At 56.1% G+C, this 24,259-nt stretch carries 34 protein-coding genes, 5 tRNA genes and 1 pseudogene; 34 read left to right on the top strand and 6 right to left on the bottom strand.

All coding sequences use genetic code 11. From position 1 onward, the window contains the following. Positions 1-30 precede the first annotated feature (30 nt). Positions 31-666 (bottom strand): hypothetical protein, encoded by a 636-nt coding sequence (locus tag ABWQ15_RS11530; RefSeq protein WP_353908925.1) that lies wholly within the window; start codon positions 664-666, stop codon positions 31-33. Positions 667-975: 309 nt separating this feature from the next. On the opposite strand from ABWQ15_RS11530, the gene ABWQ15_RS11535 reads away from it, so the two are divergent. The 5 genes from ABWQ15_RS11535 to ABWQ15_RS11555 all read left to right on the top strand — a co-directional run bounded on the left by ABWQ15_RS11535 (position 976) and on the right by ABWQ15_RS11555 (position 1,489). Continuing rightward, a tRNA-Gly gene (locus ABWQ15_RS11535) sits at positions 976-1,050 on the top strand. A 7-nt stretch (positions 1,051-1,057) separates the two neighbouring features. Beyond that, positions 1,058-1,134: transfer RNA gene (locus ABWQ15_RS11540), tRNA-Arg, on the top strand. Positions 1,135-1,185: 51 nt separating this feature from the next. Next, positions 1,186-1,261 (top strand) — tRNA-His (locus ABWQ15_RS11545). 55 nt (positions 1,262-1,316) lie between these two features. After that, a tRNA-Gln gene (locus ABWQ15_RS11550) sits at positions 1,317-1,391 on the top strand. A 22-nt stretch (positions 1,392-1,413) separates the two neighbouring features. Then, positions 1,414-1,489: transfer RNA gene (locus ABWQ15_RS11555), tRNA-Lys, on the top strand. Positions 1,490-1,814: 325 nt separating this feature from the next. On the opposite strand, the gene ABWQ15_RS11560 is transcribed toward ABWQ15_RS11555, so the two are convergent. From ABWQ15_RS11560 to ABWQ15_RS11575, 4 genes are read right to left on the bottom strand one after another with little or no spacing between them, the layout of a single operon-like run. Continuing rightward, complete coding sequence (locus ABWQ15_RS11560) at positions 1,815-2,864, bottom strand: tyrosine-type recombinase/integrase (protein ID WP_353908926.1); 1,050 nt, start codon at positions 2,862-2,864, stop codon at positions 1,815-1,817. 51 nt (positions 2,865-2,915) lie between these two features. Further along, positions 2,916-3,428 carry a hypothetical protein gene (locus ABWQ15_RS11565; RefSeq protein WP_353908927.1) on the bottom strand — a complete coding sequence of 171 codons (513 nt, stop codon included), beginning with the start codon at positions 3,426-3,428 and terminating at the stop codon, positions 2,916-2,918. Between the two features lie 10 nt (positions 3,429-3,438). Then, positions 3,439-4,533 (bottom strand): type I restriction endonuclease, encoded by a 1,095-nt coding sequence (locus ABWQ15_RS11570; protein WP_353908928.1) that lies wholly within the window; start codon positions 4,531-4,533, stop codon positions 3,439-3,441. A 37-nt stretch (positions 4,534-4,570) separates the two neighbouring features. Beyond that, on the bottom strand, positions 4,571-5,185 hold the full coding sequence (locus ABWQ15_RS11575; RefSeq protein ID WP_353908929.1) for a LexA family protein: 615 nt from the start codon (positions 5,183-5,185) through the stop codon (positions 4,571-4,573). A 119-nt stretch (positions 5,186-5,304) separates the two neighbouring features. Between ABWQ15_RS11575 and ABWQ15_RS11580 the strand changes: the two genes are divergently transcribed. From ABWQ15_RS11580 to ABWQ15_RS11640, 13 genes are all read left to right on the top strand, one after another. Continuing rightward, positions 5,305-5,532, top strand: a complete 228-nt coding sequence (locus ABWQ15_RS11580; RefSeq protein WP_353908930.1) for a helix-turn-helix domain-containing protein — start codon at positions 5,305-5,307, stop codon at positions 5,530-5,532. Between the two features lie 49 nt (positions 5,533-5,581). Beyond that, positions 5,582-6,031 carry a helix-turn-helix domain-containing protein gene (locus ABWQ15_RS11585; RefSeq protein ID WP_353908931.1) on the top strand — a complete coding sequence of 150 codons (450 nt, stop codon included), beginning with the start codon at positions 5,582-5,584 and terminating at the stop codon, positions 6,029-6,031. Positions 6,032-6,033: 2 nt separating this feature from the next. Next, a complete protein-coding gene (locus ABWQ15_RS11590; RefSeq protein ID WP_353908932.1) occupies positions 6,034-6,381 on the top strand; it encodes a hypothetical protein in 348 nt (115 codons plus the stop codon). A 256-nt stretch (positions 6,382-6,637) separates the two neighbouring features. Beyond that, complete coding sequence (locus tag ABWQ15_RS11595; protein WP_353908933.1) at positions 6,638-6,847, top strand: hypothetical protein; 210 nt, start codon at positions 6,638-6,640, stop codon at positions 6,845-6,847. Next, entirely contained in the window at positions 6,840-7,568 is a 729-nt protein-coding gene (locus ABWQ15_RS11600) for an LvrA C-terminal domain-related protein (protein WP_353908934.1), read from the top strand. Before ABWQ15_RS11595 ends, ABWQ15_RS11600 begins: the two co-directional genes overlap by 8 nt. Beyond that, entirely contained in the window at positions 7,565-8,926 is a 1,362-nt protein-coding gene (locus tag ABWQ15_RS11605; protein WP_353908935.1) for a replicative DNA helicase, read from the top strand. Before ABWQ15_RS11600 ends, ABWQ15_RS11605 begins: the two co-directional genes overlap by 4 nt. Further along, positions 8,923-9,201 carry a hypothetical protein gene (locus tag ABWQ15_RS11610; RefSeq protein ID WP_353908936.1) on the top strand — a complete coding sequence of 93 codons (279 nt, stop codon included), beginning with the start codon at positions 8,923-8,925 and terminating at the stop codon, positions 9,199-9,201. The genes ABWQ15_RS11605 and ABWQ15_RS11610 overlap by 4 nt, the downstream gene beginning before the upstream one ends. After that, the gene (locus ABWQ15_RS11615) at positions 9,131-9,943 is read left to right on the top strand and encodes a ParA family protein (protein WP_353908937.1); all 813 of its coding nucleotides are present in this window, start codon (positions 9,131-9,133) and stop codon (positions 9,941-9,943) included. The genes ABWQ15_RS11610 and ABWQ15_RS11615 overlap by 71 nt, the downstream gene beginning before the upstream one ends. Then, positions 9,936-11,477, top strand: a complete 1,542-nt coding sequence (locus ABWQ15_RS11620; protein WP_353908938.1) for a ParB/RepB/Spo0J family partition protein — start codon at positions 9,936-9,938, stop codon at positions 11,475-11,477. The genes ABWQ15_RS11615 and ABWQ15_RS11620 overlap by 8 nt, the downstream gene beginning before the upstream one ends. Continuing rightward, positions 11,477-11,707 carry a hypothetical protein gene (locus ABWQ15_RS11625; protein WP_353908939.1) on the top strand — a complete coding sequence of 77 codons (231 nt, stop codon included), beginning with the start codon at positions 11,477-11,479 and terminating at the stop codon, positions 11,705-11,707. The genes ABWQ15_RS11620 and ABWQ15_RS11625 overlap by 1 nt, the downstream gene beginning before the upstream one ends. Before the next feature lie 2 nt (positions 11,708-11,709). After that, entirely contained in the window at positions 11,710-11,943 is a 234-nt protein-coding gene (locus tag ABWQ15_RS11630; protein ID WP_353908940.1) for a hypothetical protein, read from the top strand. Beyond that, positions 11,930-12,142, top strand: coding sequence for a hypothetical protein (locus tag ABWQ15_RS11635; protein ID WP_353908941.1), 213 nt, complete (start codon positions 11,930-11,932; stop codon positions 12,140-12,142). The genes ABWQ15_RS11630 and ABWQ15_RS11635 overlap by 14 nt, the downstream gene beginning before the upstream one ends. After that, positions 12,135-12,551 (top strand): single-stranded DNA-binding protein, encoded by a 417-nt coding sequence (locus tag ABWQ15_RS11640; protein WP_353908942.1) that lies wholly within the window; start codon positions 12,135-12,137, stop codon positions 12,549-12,551. The genes ABWQ15_RS11635 and ABWQ15_RS11640 overlap by 8 nt, the downstream gene beginning before the upstream one ends. An 85-nt stretch (positions 12,552-12,636) precedes the next feature. Here the strand turns inward: ABWQ15_RS11640 and ABWQ15_RS11645 are convergent, their stop codons facing one another. Continuing rightward, positions 12,637-12,906 (bottom strand): zinc-ribbon domain containing protein, encoded by a 270-nt coding sequence (locus ABWQ15_RS11645; protein ID WP_353908943.1) that lies wholly within the window; start codon positions 12,904-12,906, stop codon positions 12,637-12,639. A gap of 118 nt (positions 12,907-13,024) precedes the next feature. Between ABWQ15_RS11645 and ABWQ15_RS11650 the strand changes: the two genes are divergently transcribed. The 16 genes and pseudogenes from ABWQ15_RS11650 (at position 13,025) to ABWQ15_RS11720 (ending at position 24,251) form a co-directional block, all read left to right on the top strand. After that, positions 13,025-13,771, top strand: coding sequence for a rolling circle replication-associated protein (locus ABWQ15_RS11650; RefSeq protein ID WP_353908944.1), 747 nt, complete (start codon positions 13,025-13,027; stop codon positions 13,769-13,771). Positions 13,772-13,830: 59 nt separating this feature from the next. Next, complete coding sequence (locus ABWQ15_RS11655; RefSeq protein ID WP_353908945.1) at positions 13,831-14,022, top strand: cysteine-rich KTR domain-containing protein; 192 nt, start codon at positions 13,831-13,833, stop codon at positions 14,020-14,022. Positions 14,023-14,080: 58 nt separating this feature from the next. After that, positions 14,081-14,167 (top strand): annotated as a pseudogene (locus ABWQ15_RS14130) (DUF8602 domain-containing protein); the annotation flags it as partial. Between the two features lie 42 nt (positions 14,168-14,209). Beyond that, positions 14,210-14,467, top strand: coding sequence for an HNH endonuclease (locus ABWQ15_RS11660; RefSeq protein WP_353908946.1), 258 nt, complete (start codon positions 14,210-14,212; stop codon positions 14,465-14,467). A 541-nt stretch (positions 14,468-15,008) separates the two neighbouring features. Continuing rightward, positions 15,009-15,527: a phage terminase small subunit P27 family gene (locus ABWQ15_RS11665; protein ID WP_353908947.1), complete on the top strand. Its 519-nt coding sequence runs from the start codon at positions 15,009-15,011 to the stop codon at positions 15,525-15,527. 3 nt (positions 15,528-15,530) lie between these two features. After that, a complete protein-coding gene (locus tag ABWQ15_RS11670; RefSeq protein WP_353908948.1) occupies positions 15,531-17,333 on the top strand; it encodes a terminase large subunit in 1,803 nt (600 codons plus the stop codon). Between the two features lie 26 nt (positions 17,334-17,359). Further along, the gene (locus tag ABWQ15_RS11675) at positions 17,360-17,539 is read left to right on the top strand and encodes a hypothetical protein (protein ID WP_353908949.1); all 180 of its coding nucleotides are present in this window, start codon (positions 17,360-17,362) and stop codon (positions 17,537-17,539) included. After that, the gene (locus ABWQ15_RS11680; protein ID WP_353908950.1) at positions 17,536-18,870 is read left to right on the top strand and encodes a phage portal protein; all 1,335 of its coding nucleotides are present in this window, start codon (positions 17,536-17,538) and stop codon (positions 18,868-18,870) included. The genes ABWQ15_RS11675 and ABWQ15_RS11680 overlap by 4 nt, the downstream gene beginning before the upstream one ends. Beyond that, positions 18,863-19,570 (top strand): HK97 family phage prohead protease, encoded by a 708-nt coding sequence (locus tag ABWQ15_RS11685; RefSeq protein WP_353908951.1) that lies wholly within the window; start codon positions 18,863-18,865, stop codon positions 19,568-19,570. The genes ABWQ15_RS11680 and ABWQ15_RS11685 overlap by 8 nt, the downstream gene beginning before the upstream one ends. Then, positions 19,567-20,829, top strand: a complete 1,263-nt coding sequence (locus ABWQ15_RS11690; RefSeq protein WP_353908952.1) for a phage major capsid protein — start codon at positions 19,567-19,569, stop codon at positions 20,827-20,829. The genes ABWQ15_RS11685 and ABWQ15_RS11690 overlap by 4 nt, the downstream gene beginning before the upstream one ends. Before the next feature lie 11 nt (positions 20,830-20,840). Next, complete coding sequence (locus ABWQ15_RS11695; protein ID WP_353908953.1) at positions 20,841-21,269, top strand: SH3 domain-containing protein; 429 nt, start codon at positions 20,841-20,843, stop codon at positions 21,267-21,269. Between the two features lie 3 nt (positions 21,270-21,272). Beyond that, positions 21,273-21,614, top strand: a complete 342-nt coding sequence (locus tag ABWQ15_RS11700; protein ID WP_353908954.1) for a head-tail connector protein — start codon at positions 21,273-21,275, stop codon at positions 21,612-21,614. After that, positions 21,614-22,186, top strand: coding sequence for a head-tail adaptor protein (locus ABWQ15_RS11705; RefSeq protein WP_353908955.1), 573 nt, complete (start codon positions 21,614-21,616; stop codon positions 22,184-22,186). The genes ABWQ15_RS11700 and ABWQ15_RS11705 overlap by 1 nt, the downstream gene beginning before the upstream one ends. Next, complete coding sequence (locus tag ABWQ15_RS11710; protein WP_353908956.1) at positions 22,186-22,695, top strand: hypothetical protein; 510 nt, start codon at positions 22,186-22,188, stop codon at positions 22,693-22,695. Before ABWQ15_RS11705 ends, ABWQ15_RS11710 begins: the two co-directional genes overlap by 1 nt. A gap of 6 nt (positions 22,696-22,701) precedes the next feature. After that, positions 22,702-23,172 (top strand): hypothetical protein, encoded by a 471-nt coding sequence (locus tag ABWQ15_RS11715; RefSeq protein ID WP_353908957.1) that lies wholly within the window; start codon positions 22,702-22,704, stop codon positions 23,170-23,172. Continuing rightward, positions 23,169-24,251 (top strand): phage tail sheath C-terminal domain-containing protein, encoded by a 1,083-nt coding sequence (locus tag ABWQ15_RS11720; RefSeq protein WP_353908958.1) that lies wholly within the window; start codon positions 23,169-23,171, stop codon positions 24,249-24,251. Before ABWQ15_RS11715 ends, ABWQ15_RS11720 begins: the two co-directional genes overlap by 4 nt. Positions 24,252-24,259 lie beyond the last annotated feature (8 nt).

The raw sequence follows: 24,259 nt of genomic DNA on the forward strand, positions 1-24,259 counted from the left end.
ATCATGCTGTTGGCGCTGAACTTCTCTAGGTTACTGCGTGAAATAAACCAATCCGCCGCTCATCCGCGTGCTCAAATACCAGAGCTGTAAGTCGAACTCGCGCAAATTTCCTTCGTCGGATGCGTGTGCTGTTAGCTGGTCTGGTTTGAAATCCGCCGAGATAATCGAAATCCAATGCCAATCCTGCAGGTTTTTTTCACGGCCCCGTGATAAATTGAGAAATCCCAGCGGACAGTCGGCGTCAAGCCCAGCCCGGACGAATGCCGTAAGCGCGGAAACCGGTGGGCGGTCCGGGTTTCGATTACCGGAAACTGCGAATACATGGGGAATCAATAAAATATCTCTGCTGGCGGCAAAGGCAGCCATGCCTTCCGAAAATAGCTCCACGCGGTTGAGACCCATGGGACCAGGCGCAAAAAAGGGGAAAATTTTCTCCATGTGCCGGAGGAACTCAACGCGGTCCATATCCTTACCGTGATATAAGGCCCGCAGTTCCGGGCGGGTCAACGCCAGATAGGCCGAGAGATTTGCTGCACAAGTGGGGCCGCAGCCGGCTCTGCGTCCCCACTCGGACGAATACCACTCCTGCGCGCCTCCCAAAAAGGATTGATGTGTCTGCTCATCCGAAATTTCCAGAAATTCCGGATGAGCTACTGAAATAAACATAGTTTTAGACCTCACTTGCAATCGGATGACGACATCCTTACGGGTTTAGAATCTCCACTTGGTAATTATATATTATTTTTTCAAAACATCAACTGATAACAACATTAAGAACCCAAAGAAGACTTCTTTATTTTGCAGAGTGCAGAGGATTTTCCTGAAGGTTGAATTCCGTATCGCTGAAACATTTTATGTATTTACCGAAAGTCGCAATCCATTCACCAAAAAATTATAAAAACTAAGTTTCCTTTCTTGACAGGGACTACATTTCGTGCTATTATACTTTAGCTGACGTTTCCATGGAGGGCTCGCGCAGGTGTAGCACAATGGTCAGGGCACCAGCCTTCCAAGCTGGGGATGCGAGTTCGATTCTCGTCACCTGCTCCAACAACATGCGCCAGTAGCTCAGGTGGATAGAGCAACTGCCTTCTAAGCAGTAGGCCAGGGGTTCGAATCCCTTCTGGCGTACCAGTCCCTTCTGGGTCAGCATAAATACAGGCCGTGCGGATTAATCAATATGTGGTGGGTGTAGTTCAATTGGTAGAGCACCGGATTGTGGTTCCGGCTGTCGTGGGTTCGAGTCCCATCACCCACCCCAGAATGAGCAGAGGGGATCGGGCTTGCCCCGATTTCCTCTGTTTTGATTTCCATCTTGGGGCGTAGCCAAGTGGTAAGGCAAGGGACTTTGACTCCCTCATCCGCTGGTTCGAGTCCAGCCGTCCCAGCCAACTTTCAATTTTTTCCCAAGCTGATCCGGTAGCTCAGTCGGCAGAGCAACTGCCTTTTAAGCAGTGGGTCCGGGGTTCGAATCCCCGCCGGGTCACCAATACAAGACTTATCCGAAAAGTGCGGTTTATCAATGTCAACAGTTTTGGCTGTGTGATAAGCTGCGAGTAACGGGTAGGCACAAACCGCTCGTCCTGCAAGGACGAGTGGTTTTCTTTATCTTATTACAAACTTAACGTATATCCTTGAAAAGTGGGCGTATCTTTTTATATCCCCGCATCTGATGCAGCTGAGTCCATAAAAAAGTCAAAAATTTTTTTGCACTTTAATGTTGTTCTAATTTCAGTCCATTGAAAATCAATGGATTACAGCCTATTTGTTACTAACGCGCTACTAATATGATACTAACGGCAGACAAATAGTGATTATGCCAAAAGCAGAAGAGCGCTCCGCAAATGCTCCAGATCGGTATGGGTATAATGCTCCGTCACATTGCTGTCAGCATGACCCATCAGTCGCTTGATCTCAAGATCCGGTGCGCCCGCTTCGTGCAACCGGGTAGCGAACGTATGCCGACACCAGTGCGGTGTCGCCTGCGGCACGCCGAGCTCTTCGACCACCGACTTAAAAAGGTTGGAAAGGTACCATGCGTAGGACACTGGCTTGCCATTTTCTTTGCAGATAATCGATTCGCCACCCCTGCTCAGCCAGCCCTCCAAATAGGGTTTGATTTTTGGATGGATTGGTATTACACGGTCCTTCCCAGCCTCGGTTTTGCTTCCGCCCCGCAAGAAGTCCTCGGCCCGATCATAAGAAAACGGGGTAAGCTTTAGAAACTCGTTAATGCGGAATCCGGTGTAGCACAACATCAGCACCGTGTCAGCCCATGGAAAGCCGCCCCTTGCCAGCTGCTCCAGCTTTGCCATCTGCAAATCGTCAAATGCCCCTTTCTCATATTTTGCCGCAACAGATGGAACCTCGACAAAAGCGGAATAATCCTTCATGATAATATCGCGTTCCATGGCATACTTGAAGAGCGCGCGCGTCAGCATTTTATCATTCTGCATCGTAGACTGGGACATGTTGTTTTTTGCGTCCTCGTCAATAATGGATTGCAGATGGTCGATGGTCAGGTCTGCTACTCGCATATTATTATAACGGGACAGACGGCCCCAGCAGGCACGGTAAGCATCGGCGGCCTGGCGGCTAATGGTGGTATACTTTCGGGGGGACCACAGGTCATAGATCTGCTGGAGCGTAACGGAGTATTTATCCGCACGGGGAGTCAGTCCAGCGGCCTTGTCGTGGTTGTAAGCATCCAGCGCCTCCTGTGCCTCAACCATTTTGCTATGGTAGCTTAGTGTCTTCTGCTGCATCCGCCCCCATTTATCCACCACAGATATTTTGACCACGTATGGCCTCCGGCGATTTCCGGACAGCTTTACGATAGTCCCGGTACCGTTTGCTCTGCGCATTTTTTCACCTCCAGTTTTGGAAAGCGCCGCCCGGAAGGGCGGCGCTTTTGCTCATTTTGTGGGCGTGATATCGAGCCGGTTTGCTCCAGTAGACGTTGTTGCGAATGTAATCTTGACGTTGCCAACGGTCTGCTCCGTGCTGCCCTCCCCAGAGGATACTATTTGCCCGATGCTGTTACTGAGGTCCTTGGCACTGTCCGGGGCAAGCTGATTTAACATATACCCAGAGTAGCAGCCCGCCGAAGTGATCACATTCTCGCTATTGTCCCCGGAATACCAGTACAGATGTATTTTTGACAGGTTCCCGGCGCTGGTTTCGTTCAGCGTGAGCGTCAGGGAAGTGCTGGCAACTTGCAATTCCTCACCGCTGCCCGGATATGCACCGACGGAATAGATCACACTGCTGTCCGCCTGCTCCACAGCTTGATTCAGTCCGTCGATAAGCTCCTGCGGAGTGCAGGAAAAGGCGCCATCAACAACGGGAATGGAGGGTTTTTTTGAGCCACAAGAACACAAGGCAACTGCCAGACAAAGCGCAACCGCAAGAGATAACAGCTTTTTCATGTCGACTCTCTTACAGATACCGCTGCAGCACAGCCGTTAGTATGTCCTTATACTGGGATAGATCATAAATATCCTGAAGCTGATACTTCGTATCGTTTTTGTTTTCGTCCGGAACGATCAGCGTCTTCTGCGCATCGGTCAGGCGCAGCCGACAAATCCATTTGCGAGTATTTGCCTTATAGAGGATGTTGATATAAGACTCCGTGTCCTTGTAAGTGATGTCATGCATATCAACGATGCCGGACAGCAAATTTTTAACGATAAAATATGCTTCTAACTCTTCTTCTGTTGTGACGATATTGGGGACTCTCTTTTCGGGGATGTCTTCCTCGGAAGCCTCCGGCGTCGTTGCAGCGTCTGGCATTTTGATCCCGGCGACGGTTACGCTGCCACCGGACCCGCCCAGCGCCACTTTGATTTTATCATTCATCATTTCGCTGATCTGATCGTTCAGCGCCTTTTTCAGAATAGGCCGAAACTTATCCAGGACATTTTGTGTTTTCTGCCCAGAGTAGCACGACTGCAGAAACAGACGGGTGAAGTCGTCCGTCGGATTCTCCAAAAGCGCGGCAAAGATAGCTTTAAACGAGTGGACATATTTCAACTCCGAGGCTGTGCTGAAAATGGAATCAATATCAAATTCAGACTTGCAGAATTTTTTCAGCTCCGGAACCTGATTGTCCCGGATGTCCAGAATGTTGATCGACAAAAACGGGTCGTCGTCCATTTTGTTTTGGTTGTCAAGGTCGGTGTAAAAACGGTAAATAATCCCGTTGGTGAGGATGGCAAATTTTGCGGTGGTGGTTCCGAAGTAGCGGAACAACTGGGAGTCGTGCCTATCCAGATTTTCAGAAGCAGCCTTGCACTCCACGAGGATGACCGGTTTGCCGTCTTTCACGATGGCGTAGTCTACCTTCTCGCCTTTTTTAATGCCAACGTCAGCCGTGAATTCCGGAGTGAACTCCTGCGGATTAAACACATCGTAGCCTAGCATGGAGAAGAACGGCATGATTAAAGCGGTCTTTGTCGCCTCTTCCGTCTGGACAGTGGCCTGAAGGGATTCCGCCCTCTTGGAAAACTGTTTTAACTGATCAACAAAATCCATTTTCCTTTTCTCCTCCCGGTGCCCGATTCGGGCACATTTAAAATTTTCCGCGCAGCTCCACGACCTTGCCGATAATCGTCACAGGCAGGTCATGTTGCTCCTGCGGGCTATAATGCTTTGCCTCAAACGCCGGATTGTTGGGTATCAGCCAGATACTCCCGTCCGCGTCTTTTTTTATCTTTTTGACGGTGGCCTTGTCTCCATTGACCAGCACTACGGCCACGTCGCCAGTGTCCGCGTCGCCCTGTCGCCGGACGATCACCACGTCGCCGTCGCAGATACGTGGCTCCATGGAATGCCCGTTGACCCGAAGACCCATAATGTCGCCGCAGGCGGTCAGGTCCTTGCTGACTTCTTCGTAGTCGATGATGTTCTCCTGCGCCAGCATGGGGATTCCCCCGGCCACGTCGCCCAGAACGGGGACCATTACGCCGTTGGGAGACGAGGGGGCAGGGCGAGATACTTCTCCAAGGAGCACGTCCGTGCTGACACCGAAAATATTAGCCATCTTTACAATAGCTTCAGGGTTCGGCGTTGATTCATCGCGTTCCCATTTTCCAACAGCCTGATGGGAAACAAACAATTGACTGGCGAGAGCACTTTGTGAAAGACTGCATTCTTTTCTTAATTCGCGTATGCGTTGACCAATCATGCATTCACCGCCTCTCTTTCTATATTAAACAACGTAAAGTTGCAATTTACAAGAAAAAGTAAAAAATAGTGGTTGACATGCAACTAAAAGTAGAGTATATATAAAGATGCAACCTAAAGTTGCAATTCAAAAAGGGAGGTGGGATTACGAAAGATTTTAAATTGCTCATGGAAAAGACTGGAGTGAACACAAAGGAACTTGCAGAGTTGCTGAACGTGTCTCCACAGGCTGTCGGCAAGTGGATGCGTGGAGAGGGATTGCCTCGCAGCGAAAAACTACCGGCACTGGCAGATGCGCTCGGCTGCACAATCGATTTTTTGTTTGGACGCGACACCGCCAGCGCGTAAGACCCAGCCCCTTATAACCATACCATACACCCGGGAAAGGAAGTGTGCCATGACAGGGAGTGGCAAAACAATCTATAAAATCTGCCGGGAACAGGCCGGTTATACGCAGGAGCGCGCCGCCGAGCTGTTGCCCTGCTCCGTCCGGGCGCTGGCGCGGTACGAAAGCGGCGAATGCGGTGTGCCGGGTGATCTGGCGTATCGGATGGTGCGCCTGTACAACAGTCAGTTTCTGGCTGTGGAGCACTTGCGCAACGAGTCCCGGCTGGCGGCGTCCATCATCCCGGCCGTGGACGACTGCTCCCTCCAGACGGCGGCCATCCGGTTGGTGAATCGAGTGCTGCGCTTTGCCTCAGATCACCGGGACCGGCAGCTTATGGAGATCATTGAGGACGGCGTGATCACGGGTGAGGAGCGTCCGCTGATGGAGGACATTATGCGCGATATCACGGAAATTGTCCGGGCCTGCACGGAGGTCCGAATTGCCACGAAAGGAGAATGAATATGCGAAAGAGTAAAGCAACAGCGCCCACAGACGAGGTAATCATGGCGTTGGACAACGTCCCCGTGGAGCTGACGGCGCAGTACATCAAGCAGAGCACCTGCACCTTGTATCTGGCCTTGCAGCAGGGGCGCGCGCCATTCGGGTTTGCCTCGCTGAATGAGAAGACCGGCACCTGGACCTACAACATAAGCCCCGGGCTGCTGATAGCTTACAAGCGCGGCAGTCTGCCCATGTACCGGATTGAGGATATCCAGCGGATGGCAGCCGACGGTATTACCCGCATCATCGACCAGCGTCTTACGGCGATCAACCGGGCGGTTGGAATTTTGGCGGGCGGTGCGTCGTGACCACTGTGCATAAAAAGAGCCGCCCCGGGCTGGCACCCGAAGCGGCTCAGTGTTCCAGGACTTGCGTCACAAGAACGTTCAACAAAATTATTATACCACGTTCGACCGATAACGCAAGCCCTGATTTACCGGGGAGGGAGGTGCCTTCCTTGAGCGGAGTGGAGCTTGTTTTTGTCACCATTGGAGTCTGTTGGCTCGTTAGCCAGGGATTCCGGGGGTTAGAAGCAATTGACAGTACGAAAGGAGTGGGCTTGAGATGCCGCAGATCAGCGAAGCGCGGATGAAGGAGCTGGCGGATAATTGGAACGCGGAGACCAACGACCCGGATACGGAGGAGTGGCGGGACGATCTGACGCCGCAGGAGGCTGAGATCATCGCCGACTGGGACTATGGCTATGCCGACGGCATGCATCAGCTCTGTCAGGAGATCATGGCCCTGCAGCGGGAGGGCGAGCGCCATGGCTGAGAGCATCATACGCGGAAAACGGCAGGGATTTACGGTCCTGTACAATTCCGTGCTGATGGACAACCGGCTTGACCTGAAAACAAAGGGGCTATTTGCCATTGTGCAGTCGTTTCCGGACGATTGGGAGTACAGCGTCAGCGGTTTGGCCTCCCGGGTTGGAATCGGACGCGACGGCATTCGTGGATGTCTTCGCCAGCTGGAGGATGCAGGCTATCTCCTGCGGGAGCAACCGCACGGAGAACATGGCCATTTTTCACGGACAACCTTCGTTTTTCAGGATCAAGCGCCCGTCCAAAAGTCACCGTTGACTGAAAAGCCGTCGCCGGTAAAACCGTCAACGGATAAACCGTCGCCGGTAAATCCGACACAAGTAAATAAACAAGTAAGTAAAGAAACAAGTAATAAACCCCCTATAGTCCCCCAGGCGGTGGACGAGCAGGCGCAGCTGTTTGACCGGTTCTGGAAAGCATATCCCCGGCATGAGGGAAAGGAACCGGCCCGGCGGGCTTGGCGGCGGCTGAAGACGGATATCCAGCTCTGCCATATCATGTCGGCGGCGTTGGAACGACAAAAGCGCTCCGAGAGCTGGCAGCGGGATGGAGGCAGATACATCCCCATGCCCGCCACATGGCTCAACCAGCGCCGCTGGGAGGACGAACTGCCGCAGTCTGCACCCGAAGACGTGGCAGTTGTGAAAAGCGAGGGGGTCCGATTCGTATGAAAAACAGCCCGTCGGAGCTTCTGAATGCGCAGGTGTCCGTGCTCGGCTCCATGCTGCTGGACGAGACTGTGATCGCCCCCACGCTGACACTGGTGGCGGACTCGGATTTCATTGAGCCACGCTACCGGATGATCTATCTGGCGATCAAGCGGCTTTTCTCCAATTCTGGAAGAGTAGATGCCGTGACGGTAAACGGTGCGCTTGGGAATACATACGGCGATCTGCTGTGCCAGATCATGGAGGTCACGCCCACCTCCGCCAACTGGGAGGCATATGCGGAGCAACTGAAAAGTCAGGCGCTGCTGTACCACCTGCAGGAGATCGGAAATCAGCTCGCGGTTGCTGTCGATCCGGACGGCGGGCGTGACCTGATTGACAAGGCCAACAAACTGCTGGTAGGGCGAACCGGCATCAAGCGCATGACGATGAAGGAGGGCTTTGCAAATTTCTTCGACCGGCACGACGGCAGCACGCCTCCAGTGTTTATCCGCTGGGGCATGAGTTTTCTGGACCAGCGCATCTATGCGGAGCGGGGCGATATGATTGTACTTGGCGGGTATCCCTCCGAGGGGAAGACGGCGCTGGCACTGTGCTTTGCATACTATATCGCTGCCGGTCGTCGTGTTGGTTATTATACCTACGAGGGCAGCCGGGAAAAACTGCATGACCGTATTATCGCGGCGCAGGCACTGCTTAATTTGCAGCGCATCAAGAGAAATGAGCTGACCGAGGAGGACGCCAAGGACCTGCTCAGCTTACAGCCAAAGCTGACGGAAAACCAACTGGAGCTGATTGAGGCGTCGAAAATGACGGTGCTTGACATTCAGGCCGACGCGCAGGCTCATCACTTCGATGTGGTATTTGTGGACTACCTGCAAAAGATTCCGGCGGAGCGCGGACAGCGGAATGCGAGCGACTTTGAGCGGGTTTCCGCTGTTTCGTCGGACCTGCAGCAATTTGGCCGCAGTACAGGTACCGTGGTCGTGGCGCTGAGTCAGTTGTCACGGCCGGAAAAGCGGAAGGACGGGACGGTCCCAGCCCCCACAATGAGCAACCTCCGTCAGTCCGGGCAGATTGAGCAGGACGCAGACGTGGTGTTGCTCCTGTACAGCGAACTGCAAAATAAAGCCGACAGTCCCCGCGTTTTTCAAATCGCCAAGAACAAAGAGGGAGAGCGCATGAATGCAAAACGGCTGCATTTTGACGGGGAGCATCAGGTGTTCAGTGTGCTGTCGGACTTCGTGGAGCCTCCGAAACCGCAGGCACGCTCCGGACAGATCAGGATAGACGAGCTTACCGACACGAGGACGGCTACGGAAGTCGACCGGATCTTCCCGCCGGATAAGGAGGGCGCATGAGAGTCGGAGAAACCCTATGGATCAAACCCACGTTTGACACCACATTTGGAATGTCGGGCGATATTATCCCTCTGCCCGCCGAGGTCGTGTACATACACCCTCAGCAGCAGTTTTACACCGTAAGATTCACAGCCGGTGGAGGCAGCTGGACGGAGACGTTTCCCTGCACTCCCTGCGAGCTGGACATGAGAGGACGGAAAACAAATGAGAACGATTGCAATTATGAACAACAAGGGCGGCGTCGGAAAAACCGTGACCGCTGTTGTCTTGGCTGATTGCCTCGCGTTGGATCATCACAAGCGGGTCTTGTTGATTGACGCAGACCCACAGGGCAATTCAAGCCAATATTTTAATGCTGCGGCAGATGAAGGGGCTGACCTGTTGGCCCTGTTGCAAGGCGCAAATGAGCCGTACTACCCGGACTTTGTGACCCCGGTCCGTCCCGGTGTGGATATTATCCCGTCGGATATGAATTTGATATGCGCAGAGGTGGACGCAATCCTGCACCCGAACAAATGCAACACAAATGCCATTGAGGATTTGCGCAAAACCATTGCTGAGGATGCAGCGTCTCCAAATTCGGAGGACAGGAACACGGCATATGACTATATCCTGATTGATTGCCCACCGTCTTTTAGCGTGTTGACCACAGCGTCTTTAACGGCAGCCGATGAGGTTATTATCCCAATTGCAATTGATCCATTCTCGACAGCAGGCGTGGCAAATCTGATTGTCCAAGTCCAGAATATGCAGCGAATCAATGACCGTCTACGCATTACTGGACTCCTAGCCACGCGGTGCCATCGACCATCCGCAAACGAGTCATTTTTTGCTTCGTTGTCGGAAAAATCCCATTTGCCTATATACAACACAAAAATAAGAGAGTCGCCACTCGTTGCCGATGCCCTATCGGCGGGGATTCCACTGACTGTGTTTAGTCCACGCTGCGCTGCCAGCATCGATTACCGTCAGTTTGTACGAGAGTTTTTGCGTCAGGAGGAAACGGACAATGGCTAGAGCAAAAGCGGATATCTCCGCAATTTTTAGTCAGCAATTTGCGGATGTGCCCAAATTGGACACAACCGGGCGGGAGCAAATCCAGTACATCAGCATCGACCTGATCAACGACGACCCCAACAATTTTTATGAGCTGAGCTGCATTGACGAGCTGGCCGCCAACATCGAGCTGTGCGGCCTGCAGCAGCCCATCCGTGTGCGGGCGGGCGAGGGCGGACGCTATACCATCGTTTCCGGGCACCGCCGCCGGGCGGCACTGCGGAAGCTGGTGGAGGATGGGCGGACGGAATATCAGGAAGCCCCCTGCATCGTGGAGCAGACCGGGGCGGTCTCCGCTGCCATGCAGGAGCTGCGCCTGATCTACGCCAACGCGGACACCCGACATCTGACCTCCGCAGAAACCGCCAAGCAGGTGCAGCGAGTGGAAGCCCTGCTGTACCAACTGAAAGAGGAGGGCGTGGAGTTCCCCGGCCGGATGCGAGACCATGTGGCCGAGGCATGCAAGTTGTCGAAGTCCAAGCTGGCACGGCTGAAGGTGATCCGGGAAAAGCTGATCCCCCTGTGGGCCGTGCTCTACAAAAAAGACAAGATCAACGAGGATACCGCCTATGAGTTGGCGCGGCTTTCGGAGGACTATCAGCGCAAGCTGTATGACGCCAAGCAAGACGGTTTGAGTGTGTACGGCAATGGTGTTGAGACCTGGGGCAAGCAGCTGGCGGCGCTGGATGCCATAAAATGCCCAAAGGGGGAGCAGTGCTGCACCAACGCGGACAACATGTGGCAGAGAATTACAAAAAAGCAGGACTGGTGTTCCAAAAATTGCGACGGCCGCTATACCAAGGCCACGTGCTGTAAGGGCTGTGACCAGTTGTATTCCTGCAAATTTGCCTGTGACCATTTTGCATCTGAGATTGTCAAGCATAAGGCCGAGGCCAAAGTGCAAAAAAAGACCGAGCGCGAGGAGCAGAAGGCCAAGGAAGCCGCTCACATTGCTGAGGTCACCGCCAGCTGGGCGCGGTTTTCCGAGGCCCGTAAAGCGGCAAAAATGACAACGCAGTTTTTTCTCAAACAGGTGTACGCGCAAGACAAAGATCGGTCGTACATGTATGACTCATGGCGGGCCAAGCAGTGGGCCGAGAACGAGCGCGGGGAGGGCATCACTGACAGCAGCCGCTGCTTTGCGGATGATCTGTCTCGGGCGGATCTGGTCCGCATGGCGGATGTGCTGGGCTGCTCCACGGACTATCTGCTGGGCGTCGCAGACGATCCGAAGCCATTCACCGGTGCGTGGAAGTCAGCACAAGAGGAGACGCCTGACGAGGGCCGGTTCTTATTCGTCTGTGATGCCTTCGGCTGTGTGCAGCCGTCCGTGTATTGGCAGGGGGATTATATGGATGCCACGTCCAAGAGCGTGGCCAATGATCATCTGAAGCACATACACCTGTGGATGTACCAGCCCTCACTGCCCGGCGGCATGAAGCATATGGGGCAAGAAACGCTGGAAAAAATTATGAAGGATCGGGGTATTGATTGATGAGCATGGAGGCATTTGAGCAAAAGCGGCAGTTTATCACCCAGGAACTGTCCCGCTGCATCACCGCATCCCACGAGGGAGTGACCCGGCTGGAGTTTGAGTATCACGATGGCGGCGAGGAGAGCGTGATCATCCGCTTTGACAACGGCTACATAAAGACCGTCAATGTCACCGGAGACGACTGCCGCGCCGTAATGCTTGACGTGCTGCGGGCGCTGGCGGAGGTGTGAGCATGGTGCGGTGTCGGTGTACATGGAGCGATGGCAAGGGCAATTGGGGCATCAAGGGCGTGGATATTACCACGCTCCCGCCCAACGCCTACGGTGCGCTTTACAAGCTGCACGACATGGAGCGGCTGGCGGACGAAATCCACCAAGAGGAAGATCCTGAGTGCGCATCTGACCTCATGGTTGAGCTGCTGCAACTTCTGGGGCTGCATGGGGAGGTGCCGAATGGCAAAGGTTAAGCCGCCGTGCCGTCCAAACTGCCCACGCAGATGTCCGGGCTGCCACAATCCGGAGAATTGCCCGGATTGGAAGACGTACCTTCAGCGGAAATCGGCGTTTGATTCAACTATGGCGGCTGTCCGAGCAGAGCGGGACATGATGCACGATTATGGGGCTACTCGCTATCAAAATCTGAAGGGGCGGATTCAGGATGCTTAATAAAATTATCCTCATGGGCCGCTTGACCCGCGATCCGGAGCTGCGCCGCACTGGCAGCGGCACGGCGGTGACATCGTTCACGCTGGCCGTGGATCGGGATTTCAAGTCCCAGAGCGGCGAGAAGGAAACCGACTTCATCGACATTGTGGCCTGGCGCGCAACCGCCGAGTTTGTTAGCAAGTATTTCAGCAAGGGCCGCATGGCCGTGGTAGAAGGCCGCTTGCAGCTCCGGGACTGGGTGGACAAGCAGGGCAACAAGCGCCGCTCTGCCGAGGTCGTGGCCGACAACGTGTATTTTGGCGACTCAAAAAAGGATGTGCCCAATTCGGGCACATCCACTCCGGGTCCTGTTGATGCGCACAGCGATCTTGCGGAGATCGACACGGAGGACGGGGAGCTGCCGTTTTGAGCGAGGAGGAAACGACGGCACATGGGAAAGAAATGGGGAATTAAAAAAGCCGCCCCGTGAAGGGCGGCTAAAAGAATAAACGAGATTATCTTTTGAAACAATCGCTGCAATACACAGGGCGGTCATCGCGGGGCTGGAAAGGAACTTTGCAGGGTCTCCCACATTCCGCGCACACTGCATCGTACATCGTGCGTTCGCCGCGATCAGAAGAAATGCCTTTGCGTGCCATACGGCAGGATTTACAGCGCTGGGGTTCGTTTGTAAAGCCTTTTTCAGCAAAGAATTCCTGTTCGCTAGCTGTGAAAGTGAATTCCTGACCGCAGTCCTTGCAGACGAGAGTTTTGTCTTGATACATGAAATACCTCTTTTATATTAGTTCGCCATAAGCGATATATTGATATTACACTATTTTTAAACATTAGTCAAGTAAATGGAAGTCCAAAATATGGAAGAATATAAAAAGGAGGCACGTAATGAGCGATAAACCTTTTTGGTATTGCACCCGGCAGCGGGCGGGTCCGCTGGTCAAAGAGTGCCGGGCGCTGCGTCCTCGTCTTAGCGCAAACGACACGCCGTATGAGCGGACGGAGAAAAATAAGATTCTTCGTCCGCCTCGGGACTCTTCCGTCTGCCGGACACGAGTGGACAGGCTGGAGCTGCGGCTGGCTCTATTCGGGTTTGAGGGCAGCAGCTACACCCTTTCCTTTGATCCCGCGCACCTTCCAGCAACATTTCCAGAGGTGCGTAACATCTGGCGGCGTTATCTCTATCAACTGCGCAAGTGGCATCATGACAAACCGTTTGATTATGTTTATCTGATCGAAGGGAAGCATGGAGACCATCGCTTGCACATCCATCTTGTTCTGCGGGACAGCGATTTTGCACCGGCTGAGGTGCGGCACCTCTGGAAATACGGAGACGATGTGGACGACGAGCCGCTATTGCGCGGGCCATATGACAGTTACCGCCGGACAGCCAAGTATTTTAACAAAGAGGCCACCGATGGCATTACTATCCCAATCAGTGCCAGGACGTGGGTGGCATCCCGCAGCCTAAAAGCAAAGATGCCGCCGCCGGATATCTGGCGCGATCACAGCGGCTGCATCGAGATCCCGGACAATGTGAGGGTGTCCGGACGGAACAACGTGGAGAACCGATTTGGCTCCTATTACTATGGATGGTACATCGGAGATAAAAAAAGCGCTTTATATTTAAATTAATGATTTCAATCTTGGAATCTAGTTGAATAACTCACGAAAACAGCAGAAAGGAATTGCAAGTGAATATCAAAAGTGCTAAACTGATCGTAAAGGACGGATGCTTGATATGTCCCAAGTGCGGTCGGGGGAAAGTCCTGAAGCTCAACCCGGAAACCAGGGCAAAAGACCTCACGGTGTTTTGCAAGGTTTGCAAACAAGAATCCGTCGTGAATATTGACGAGTGCCTGTGCCTCAGTGCCTGTGCCACATGATCTGCAATCGCAGAGAGTGTTGGTGCAGGCTTTTTGTTTTGCCCGGAGGTGATAGCCCGTGGCCCTGAAGCCGCTCCGACCGTGTCGGCATCCGGGATGTAGCGCCCTGACCCGTGACGGCTACTGTCCGGCGCACAAGCCCAAGGATCGTACCCAGCGCAGCGAGGAGTCGCAGTCTTGGCGTTGGATGTACCGGACGCCGCAGTGGCTGGATGATCTCCGGCCTACGCAGCTCCTGCGGGAGCCGTTCTGCCGAGAGTGCGCCCGGCGTGGCATCCGTACACTGGCCACCGACGTGGACCACATCGAGGACCACAAGGGCGACTGGGGCAAGTTCACCGACCGCAACAACCTGCAGAGCCTGTGCCATTCCTGCCACAGCCGCAAGACCATAGCGGAAATGCGAGCGAAAAAGGATGCGCTGCGAAGCCGTTATCGGCGGTGATCGGCCGGACGCTTGGGCGCACGGGCGTATTAAGCCCGCGCTTGGGCGATTCCTTGCAACCCGCCCCGGGCCAATAATGTTTTGACAAAAATGATGGAAGACCGCATGCCCTCCTCCGAACGAGAAAATCGCCCCACGGGAAATTTTAGAGGCGGGTCCGGCGAGCTGGGCGGGGCCTGATCGGTCGGACGGAGTTAGCCTGAGAGCGAAATGCAGAGACAGCGGGGCATAAAAATGTGCCCAATTTGGACACCGGCGTGTCACCCGGCCCTTGAGACCGGAACCCTTTTCCTCCGCCTGGTCCTCGTGAACCAACCGCGAGGGCCGGGTGATGCGCCGGGAGGAAGGAGCAGCATGATGTTAAAACCCATGAGATATATCTGCCTGGATTGCGGCTGTATTGTCGAGACCAGAAGCCGCTGCTACGATGGGCACCGCTGTCCAGCCTGTGATAGCAGACTGTTTTTGCCCTTGAGTAAAACGGCCGTTGGGCAGATGGCGGAAGCCGAAAACAAGCGAGACGAGGGAAGGAGTGATCCACATGGCGGGAAAGCGGCAGCCGACGGATCTTGTAAAGCAAAAAGGCAAAAAGCACTTGGGCAAGGCCGAGGAGGACGCGCGGCGGGACCGTGAAGTGCATGTGCCGCCTCCGGACGCGGCGATGCCGCCGAGGTGGCTTGCGAAAAAGTTTCATCAGGAGTTTCGTGAGATCGGCGAGATCCTGCGGTCTGCCGGGCTGTATGCGGAGATTGACCGGGATGTCCTGGCACAGTATTTCGTGGCGCGGGAGCGGTGGCAGCGGGCGGACAAGCTGGCCTCCTCCGCTATCCGGGACAAGGATGAGAAGCTGGCCAAGGAGTGGACGACGGTGCAGGGCACCTACTTCAAGCAGGCGCGACAGTGCGCCGAGGTCATGGGCCTTTCAGTCACCAGCCGATGCCGGATCGTGGTGCCGGAGATATTGAAAAACGCGGCGGCCGCTCCGGGCGACGATTCCCAGGACGAGTTCACCCAGCGCCTTCGGGCACGGCAGGAGGCCGCGCTGAGCGGGGTGAAGTAATCCATGCCGGAAGTAAACAGCACACTGTATGACGCCGCCGCCGGAGGGTTTGTTTGCGATTTCATCCAGCGCCTGCCCACCACCGACACCGGTAAGCCCTTCCGCCTCTATGATTGGCAGCAAAACGCCATCATGGATTTTTACTCCACCATGGATGTGGACGAGGACACCCGGGAGCAGCTGCGACATTACTGGTATCTCTATCTGGAGATTCCAAAGAAAAATGGCAAGAGCGAGCTGGCGGCGGCCTTGGGCATCTATCACCTCTTTGCAGATGGTGAGCTAAACGCGGAAGTATACGTCTGCGCGGCGGATAAGGAAAACGCCGGTATCGTATTCAACGCGGCGGTCTTTATGCTGACGACCGCGCCCTGGACGGCCAAGATGATCGCCAGGGACGAGCTGCACATCGTGGATAGCCGCAAGCTGATCGAATACCGGAAGCGAGTAGCAACGGCCAACGGCGGCAGCAAGTGGGTGGTGCTTGGGACCATGAAGGTCCTTTCCAGCGAGGCATTCAGTAAGCACGGCTACAAACCCAGCTGCGTCATTTTCGACGAGCTGCACGCTCAGCCCAACCGGGATCTGTGGGATGTCATGACCTTCGGCTCCGGCTCCGGCCGGAAGCAGCCAGTCTACATCGTCCTGACGACCGCCGGAGACGATCCGGACCGGGGCTCCATCGGCTGGGAGATTCACGAGAAGGCCGTCGGCGTCCGGGATGCCCGGCAGCTGAAAAAGTTGCTGGAGGAAGGCGGGGACCCGCACAGCATCCTGAGCCTGCGCCATGTGGCGGACGAGGACCTTGCCGCTGCGGAGCAGGAGTTGCTGGGGCGGGACCTCTCCAACTGGCTCCCCATCCTGTACGGCTTGACGGCGGTCTACGGAGACGATCCGGACGACCTTGCCAAGCTGGATATCTGGGATGAGGCACTATGGTATCAGTGCAATCCGTCTCTGGGGCAGCACCTGAAGATCCGCACGCTGCGCCTGGAGGCCCAGGAGGCTAAAAAGAGCGAGGCCGGAGAAAAGCTGTTCCGCTGGCTGCGGCTGAATCAGTGGATCTCTGTCAAGGCGGTGGGATGGCTGAGCCTGAACCTTTATGACAAAACGCAGTGGGGGCCTAGTAAAAAGGCCGAGCGGGACGTGGCTTTGGAGCAGCTGAAGGGGAAGACCTGTTACGGCGGCGTTGACCTATCCGCTACCACAGATCTGACAGCCTTCGTCCTGCTATTCCCTCAGCAGGCAGGTTTGGATAAAACGGTGGCGCTGTTTCACGCCTGGCGGCCGGATGGCGACATCGTCGCGGCGGAAAAACGGGATCATGTGGCCTATCGGGATTGGGCGCGAGCCGGTTTCTTGGACTTGTGTCCCGGAAATCTGATTGATTATCAGATGGTGGTGTCTGCAATTCTGGAGGCGCGGCAGCTCTATGATCTGAAAACGGTGGGATTCGATCCATATCTAAGCCAGCTCATCACGTCGCTGCTGGGAGACCAGGGCCTTTCCATTGTGGATATCCCGCAGGATCTAAAGAACATGTGGCCCGCTATGCAGACGATGGAGCGGATGATCCTGAGTAAAGAGATGCAGCATGTCCACAACACCTGCGCCAGATGGTGCTTTGGCAATCTCCGCTGCTATGTGGACGGAAACGGGAACAAAAAGCCCATGAAAAACAAGAGCACCGGGCGTATTGATATTACAGTCGCGTGGATTATCGCGGTGGCCACCTGGATGCTGAGCTGGAAGAAAGGCAAGCCGGATCTGGCGCAGGCCATGAAGACACGAAATTACCATTTGTAAGGCCAGAGGGCCGGAAAGGAATTTGCATGAAACGACTTGTTAACAGTCTGGTGGCGAATCTCAATAGTCTGGCCCTGCTGGCCGGGGCCGCCGTTGTGGCTGTGGGGGCCGGAATGATCTATCTGCCTGCTGGGCTGATTGTGGGCGGCGGATTGATGGTGGCCGGTGCAGTGCTATCCATTTGGGGAGAGGATGATCGCAAGTGAGTCTGAAAAAAGGATTGGCCCGCGCCGGACGGACGCTGGACAGCCCCCAGAAGTCACTGGGCGGCGTGATCACAAATATGACGCTGGATAATCCGGCGGGCTGGCTGACCGCAGAGGATGCTGTGGGCCTGAGCCGTGACCGGGCCATGAAAATCTCCACGGTGAACCGGTGCGTGGAGGTTCTGTCCAACTCTATGGCGGTGCTGCCGGTCTACATCATGGACGAGCGCAGCAAAGAGCGGCTGAAGGACCACCGGCTGGGCCGGGTGCTGTGGGGCCGGGCAAATGAGGCCATGACGACCTTTGACTATCAGCGGCTCATGCTGTGCAACCAACTGTTTCGCGGCAATGCCTACGCATGGATCTATCGGGACCCAAGCTCCGGGCATCCGCTTGAACTGCTTCCTCTGCCGCCGGACTACGTGACTCCGATGATTGATACATCCGGACATCTGTGGTATTTCTTCACGCATCCCGTCACCGGAGAAATCACGCAGCTCCGACCGGACAATATCCTGCATTACAAGGCGTACAGCGAGGACGGAATCGAGGGAATCAGCGTGCTGAAGCGGGCGTCGCTGACGCTGGACACTGCAAGAGCGGCTCAGCAGTATGAAAACAGCACCTGGCGCAGCGGCGGGCAGCCCAGCGGCATCCTGACCACGGAATCAGATTTAGGTGGCAATGTAGAGCGGATGCTGGCGGACGGGACAAAGATCATGGTTGACCCAAAGGAGGAGCTGCGCAAATCGTGGGATTCAGTTCACAAGGGACCGGGGAACGCCATGCGCGTTGCGGTGCTGGATCTTGGGCTAAAGTATCAGCCAATTTCCATGACCAATACCGACGCACAGTTTGTGGAGAGTAGTGAGCTCCGCGTGGCGGATGTTTGCCGGTTCTTCGGCGTGCCGCTGCATCTGGCTTATGCCGGAAAGCAGTCCTACCAATCCAATGAGCAGAACGGCATTGAGTTTGTTAACTACACCCTGCTGGCCTATGAGACCCAGTGGGGGCAGGAAGACACCTACAAGCTGCTGCTTCCCGGCGAACGGGCAAAGAACCTCCGCATTAAGCGGGAGCTGAAGGTATTCCTAAAGGGCGACACTACCGCACAGGCGGCATGGTATCGCGTCCTGCGAGAGATCAGCGGGTTGAATGCCAACGAAATCCGGGCGCTGGAAGATATGGGGAATATTCCCGGCGGAGATTCGTATTACGCCAGCTGGGGCTATGGGCCTTTGGATCAGTGGTCTCTGCTGAGTGTCATCCGGGCACTGGGCAAAGCGAGTGAATTAAATTTGCCGGAAGGGAGCAGTCCAAAAAATGAATGAGATTCTAAAAAGCGCCAGCGTCCAGAAGCAGACGCTGGACGATGCGGATCTGGCTCTGATCAATCAGCAGGCCCTGCGTCCGCTGGTGGCCGATGAGGTGTTTACTTTCCGGCTGGCCGCCTGTGACAATCAGGTGGATCGGGATTATGAGCGGTTCACCGACGCCGCACTGGAGGGCCTTGCAAAGCTGTTTGTGGGCCGCACGGTGCTGATGGATCACAAATGGAGCGCCGGGAGCCAGACCGCCCGGGTTTATGCCGCCAGTGTGGAGCCTGCCGGAGAGATCAAGCAGTTGGTTCTGCGGTGCTACATGCCCCGCATGGACCAGACCACCGGCACGATCACGGCGATTGAGAGCGGCATCCTTCGGGAGTGCAGCGTGGGCTGCACGGTGGAGCGGGTGATCTGCTCCGTGTGCGGCGTGGACAATTCCAAGGCCTGCTGCGAGCATTGGCAGGGCCGCGAGTATGACGGAAATCTCTGCGTCATGGAACTGGACGGGGCAAAGGACGCCTATGAGGTTTCCCTTGTGGCGGTACCGGCACAGCCGGGAGCGGGCATTATCAAAAGCAAGCGTTACGGCGGCCAGGGCGGGCCGCAGACCACTCCGGCGGATACCGGAGCTGAAGACGAACTTCTCCGCTTGGCGCAGGCCATGCAGGAGCAGGAAGAAAAACGATATGGAGGTTTTGAATCATGACGTATCAGGAATTGCTGGAAGCAAAAGACAAGCGGGCCAAGAAACTGGTAGAGGGTGACGAGCTCCTTGCCAAAAAGGACTTTGCGGCCCACAAGACCCTTATGGAAGAGGTCAAAAAAATGAATCCGGAGATCGAGGCAGCGGAAATGCAGCTGGCTGAGGAGGGCCGTTTTGCCGACGGCGATGAAAAGCTGAAGGCACTGGCACTTCAGAAACAGAAGCAGAAAGAGGAGGCGGGCGTGGAGAAGTCCGTGGACGACATCCGCGCCGACCCGGAATACGCCCGCACCTGGTCCAAGGCTCTGCGGGAGGGCATGACCGTGAAAAAGTCCCGCAGCGTGGAGGGCTACGGCATCCTGCACAAGGCCCTGACTGTCTCCGGGGGAACCCCCTCAGGCGAGGAAGGTGGATTCCTGGTCCCCAAGGATTTTGACAATGCCATCATCCGGGAGACGAAAGACTATGTGGATCTGTCCACGTTGTTCAACGTGGAGCAGGTAAATACCTATTCCGGCTGGAGGGCCGTGGAGGTCGCCGGTCAGCGGACGAAACTGCCGCTGGTGGGCGAAAACACCACCATTGGCAGGACCAATCAGCCAAAGTTTACCAAGGTTGACTACACTGTGAAGAAATACGGTGACCGGCTTCCGGTATCCCACGAATTGATGGATGACAATACCGCAGGCCTGATCCAGTACCTGGCCCAGTGGTTCGGCCCCAAGTACATTCTGACCAAGAACGACTTGCTGCTGACCATTCTGAACACCCTGACCTTTAAGCCCCAGACTGTTACCGCAGATAAGGACAAGGTGAAGGCCATTAAGCACATCCTCAACACCCAGCTGAACACGGCCTATAGCCGTGGCGCGGTGCTTCTGACCAACCAGAATGGCTATGACGAGATGGACAACTGGGTGGACGGCCAGAACCGGCCTATGCTGGTGCCGGATGTATCCGGTGATTTCAGCCGTTTCAAGGGCCGCCAGGTGACCTATGCGGATAATGACCAAATCGGCACCAAGTCCGTCACCGTCGACACGGTGACCACCGTCTACGATCCCCTGTACATCGGCAACTTCAAATCTGCGGCCACGCTGTTCCTCCGCAAGGCCATGGAGGTGGCGGCCACCGACGTGGGGGGCGACGCCTGGGCTACTGATTCCTATGAACTGCGCTGCCTGTGCCGCATGGATGCGGAGCAGGTGGATGATTCCGCCGTGTATGCCACCGGCTACGCCCAGAACAACGCGGCAGGCTAAGGAGGCGCGTGATGAGTAAAAAAACTACAAGCGCGGCGGCTGATACTGCCGTTGTAACGAACGTCCCCGTGCAGAATACCCCCACGCCGGAGACTATGAAACAGGCCGCTGAGGCTCCCGCGGTGCAGGTGCCAAGTACCCCTGTTCCGGAGACCCAGAACGTGGCTACAAAGGAAATCCTGATGCAGGAAATCCCGGCGGCGTATGCGGACTACAAGGAACTGCCCGCCGTGGTGGCGGCTCCGCTGGGGCTGAACCTGCGGACGGGACCCGCGATGAACTATGGCGTGCTGGAAACCCTTCCCGACGGCGCGCCGGTAACCGTCCTGCCGCTGCCCTATGGTGCAGAGGTCAAGGGCTGGACGCTGGTTGTGTCCGAATCGGGCACATGCGGCTGGGTCATGACGGAGTTTCTGGCCGAGCCGACCGCAGAGGAGTAAGCCATGGCGGAGCTGACGGATGCGAGGCGGGTGGCGCTGCTGGCGTACTGCCGGATTGACGCACCGTTGGACGACGGTGAGAAGGCCATGGTGGACGGGTTTTATTTCTCGGCCATGAGCTACATGGAGCAGGCAGGCGTTAGCGAGCCGGAGGCGGGGACGAATCGCCGGGCGCAATACGACCTGTGCGTCAACTACCTGGTGCTGGACAGCTACCAGCGGCGGGATGTGTCCATCAACGGTGCGGTCGTCGAAAACACAGCATTCCGGCGGCTGTTGAATCAGCTGAAGCTCACCGAGCCGGTGCCCGATTTGGGCACCGGCACCGGAACGGAGGTCGTGTGATGGATTTCATCAGCGCGGGGGACCTGAACGAGCGGGTACAGGCCCGGGATCTGACCCACGACGCGGCAGGGAACGCATGGAGCTGGACAACTGCATGGGGAGCCTGGGCAAAGGCAGAGCAGAGCGACCGGGCAAGCTATTTCTCCTCCGTGGGCATCGGGGCGCGGAGCGTGACCTTCATCATGCGCAAGGCCAGCCGCATAACCCTCGGGCTATCCTTCCTGTGGCGCGGGCAGTTTTGCTTTTTAACCTCCATTGCCGATACGGAGCAGCCGGGCATGGTAGCCGTCAAGGCGGCGCTGTGTGAGCTGGTGGCATGTCAAAAGGACGTGGATCTGGACTCGGCGGGGTGCAAGTTCCCCGGCGCCCTGACAGAGAAGTATCTGGGACATGAACAGGGGCGCCTTCAGGCAACTACCACGGTGACCTACGTACTGGTGACGCCAAAGGCCATTGAACTGGCTCCCAACTCCCTGGTGGAGGCGGGCGGCAAGGTTTATGCGGTGCAGGTGTGTCACACGCTGGACCCATGGAAAAATGAGTATGAGATCACACGGAAGGAAGACTGCTGATGTCTTATCAAGTGGACCTTACAGCGTGGAATAAGCTGTGGGATTACTGGGGCGACCTGATCGAGGAGGTCCCGGAGGCGATCAAGACCGCCCTGTATGCCGCTGCCATTGCTGCACAAAAAGAAGTCCAGTCCCAGATCGACCGGCAGGACGTCACGGACCCACGCGGTCGAGTCAAACGCTGGCAGGAGGTCCGCATGGGCAGTGGCGGACATTATTCGGCGGTGTCCCCCACATTTGACGACGTGGTGCAGGCGGCGAAATCCTCCGGGGAGTGGACAACCTCCGCAGACCTGACCCGGTACCTGGACCGAGGACATGGTGTCCGGCAGCCCAGCGGCCGGGCAAAGCGCTATCAGCCACGCCTGCGGGGCAATGGAACCTATGTCAGCGGACACCTGTTTTATAGCTGGGCGGCAATGCAGGGGGACAAAATTGCGCTTGACGCGGCGGACAACGCGCTGCGGAAGTTCGACCAGGAGCTGGACGACGCGCGATATGGAGGATAATTTTTGATGCTGACACCGAAAGAAATTACTGCCGCTGTGATTGCGGCGGTGCAGGGCTCGTTTCCTAATGAGACGGTTTATGAAAATCTAAAGCCGCGAAATTCAGAACGGGCCTGCAATATGGTGGAGCTGACCGGCATTGCCCTGGGAGATGTTTCCCCAGGAGGGGTGGAGCTGCTCTACACCTACCGGATCACCGATTACGTAAAGGTGGACGAGCGGTACAACAGTCAGCTGGCCGAGCTGGCCCTGCGGACCATGATAATCGTGGGGCTGTTTGCCAAGGGCTCCCTGAAGACCGGAGACCGGGCGCTGAAAGTGCGCAGCTGCTCCTCCAGCCACAACTGCGACTACACCGAAACCCTTGCAGTTCTGTCCCTGTCTTACAGCCGGACGGATTTTGACGCGGCGGCGGTGCTGCCCCTGATGGAGCAGCTGACGCTGACAACGAAAACAAAGGAGGACACAACTCTATGAGCACTTTGACAATGCCCAGCATCAATATTGCATTTCAGCAGGCGGCGTCTACGGCCCTGGCCCGGTCCCAGAAGGGGACAGTGGCTCTGATCCTGCGGGACGCGGCCCTTGCGGACAAGACGTATTCCCTCACCGCGCCGTCTCAGCTCCCCACTGCCCTGGGCGCAGCCAATCAGGCGGCGGTGCGGCGGGCGTTTATCGGCTACGTGAAGCCCCCGAAAAAGGTACTGCTGTACATCACCGGCGCGGAAGACGTGATCATTGCGGGCTGCGCGGCCCTCAACTGGCTGGCTACCCAGCAGTTTGACTATTTGGCGGGGCCTGCGGATCTGACGGCCACGGAGGCGGGCGTGATCAAGACCTGGATCACCACCCAGCGCAGCGACAATTACGCGATTTTTAAAGCGGTGCTGGCGGGCCTGGCGGCAGACAGCGAGGCAATCGTCAACTTTGCGGCGGGCGGTATCGACATCGGCGAGACTGACAAGCTCACGGCCGCCGCCTACTGCGGGCGGATGGCGGGCCTTCTGGCGGGGACGCCCATGAGTATTTCCGCCACCTACGCGCCGCTGGCGGAGGTCCGGGACGTGGACCGTTTGACCGAGGCAGCGCTGGACGCAGCCGTGGGCACGGGACAGCTGGTGCTGTTCTGGGACGGCGAAAAGGTGAAGACCGGCCGGGCCGTCAACAGCCTGACCACCGTCACCAGCAAGAGCGACGAGTGGAAGAAAATCAAGATCGTGGAGCTGCTGGACATGGTGCAGCACGATCTCCGGGCGGCCATCGATGACGGATACATCGGCAAGTATGCCAATACCTACGAAAATAAGCTCCTGCTGGTGACGGCCATCACCAAATATCTCCGCTCGCTTGCCCGGGATGGCCTGATCCTGGAGAACTTTACCTGCGGCATCGACGTGGACGCGCAGCAGGCGTGGATGGAGGAACAGGGAACCTCGACCGTGGACATGAGCGAGCAGGAGATCAAAGAGGCGGGTACCGGGACCCACGTATTCCTGACGGTGTCCATCCACCCAGTGGACGCCATTGAGGACGTCAGCGTGGAAATCACGCTGTAAAGGAGGAC

The organism is Oscillibacter sp., assembly GCF_040505565.1.
In the GTDB taxonomy this organism is placed as follows: domain Bacteria; phylum Bacillota; class Clostridia; order Oscillospirales; family Oscillospiraceae; genus Oscillibacter.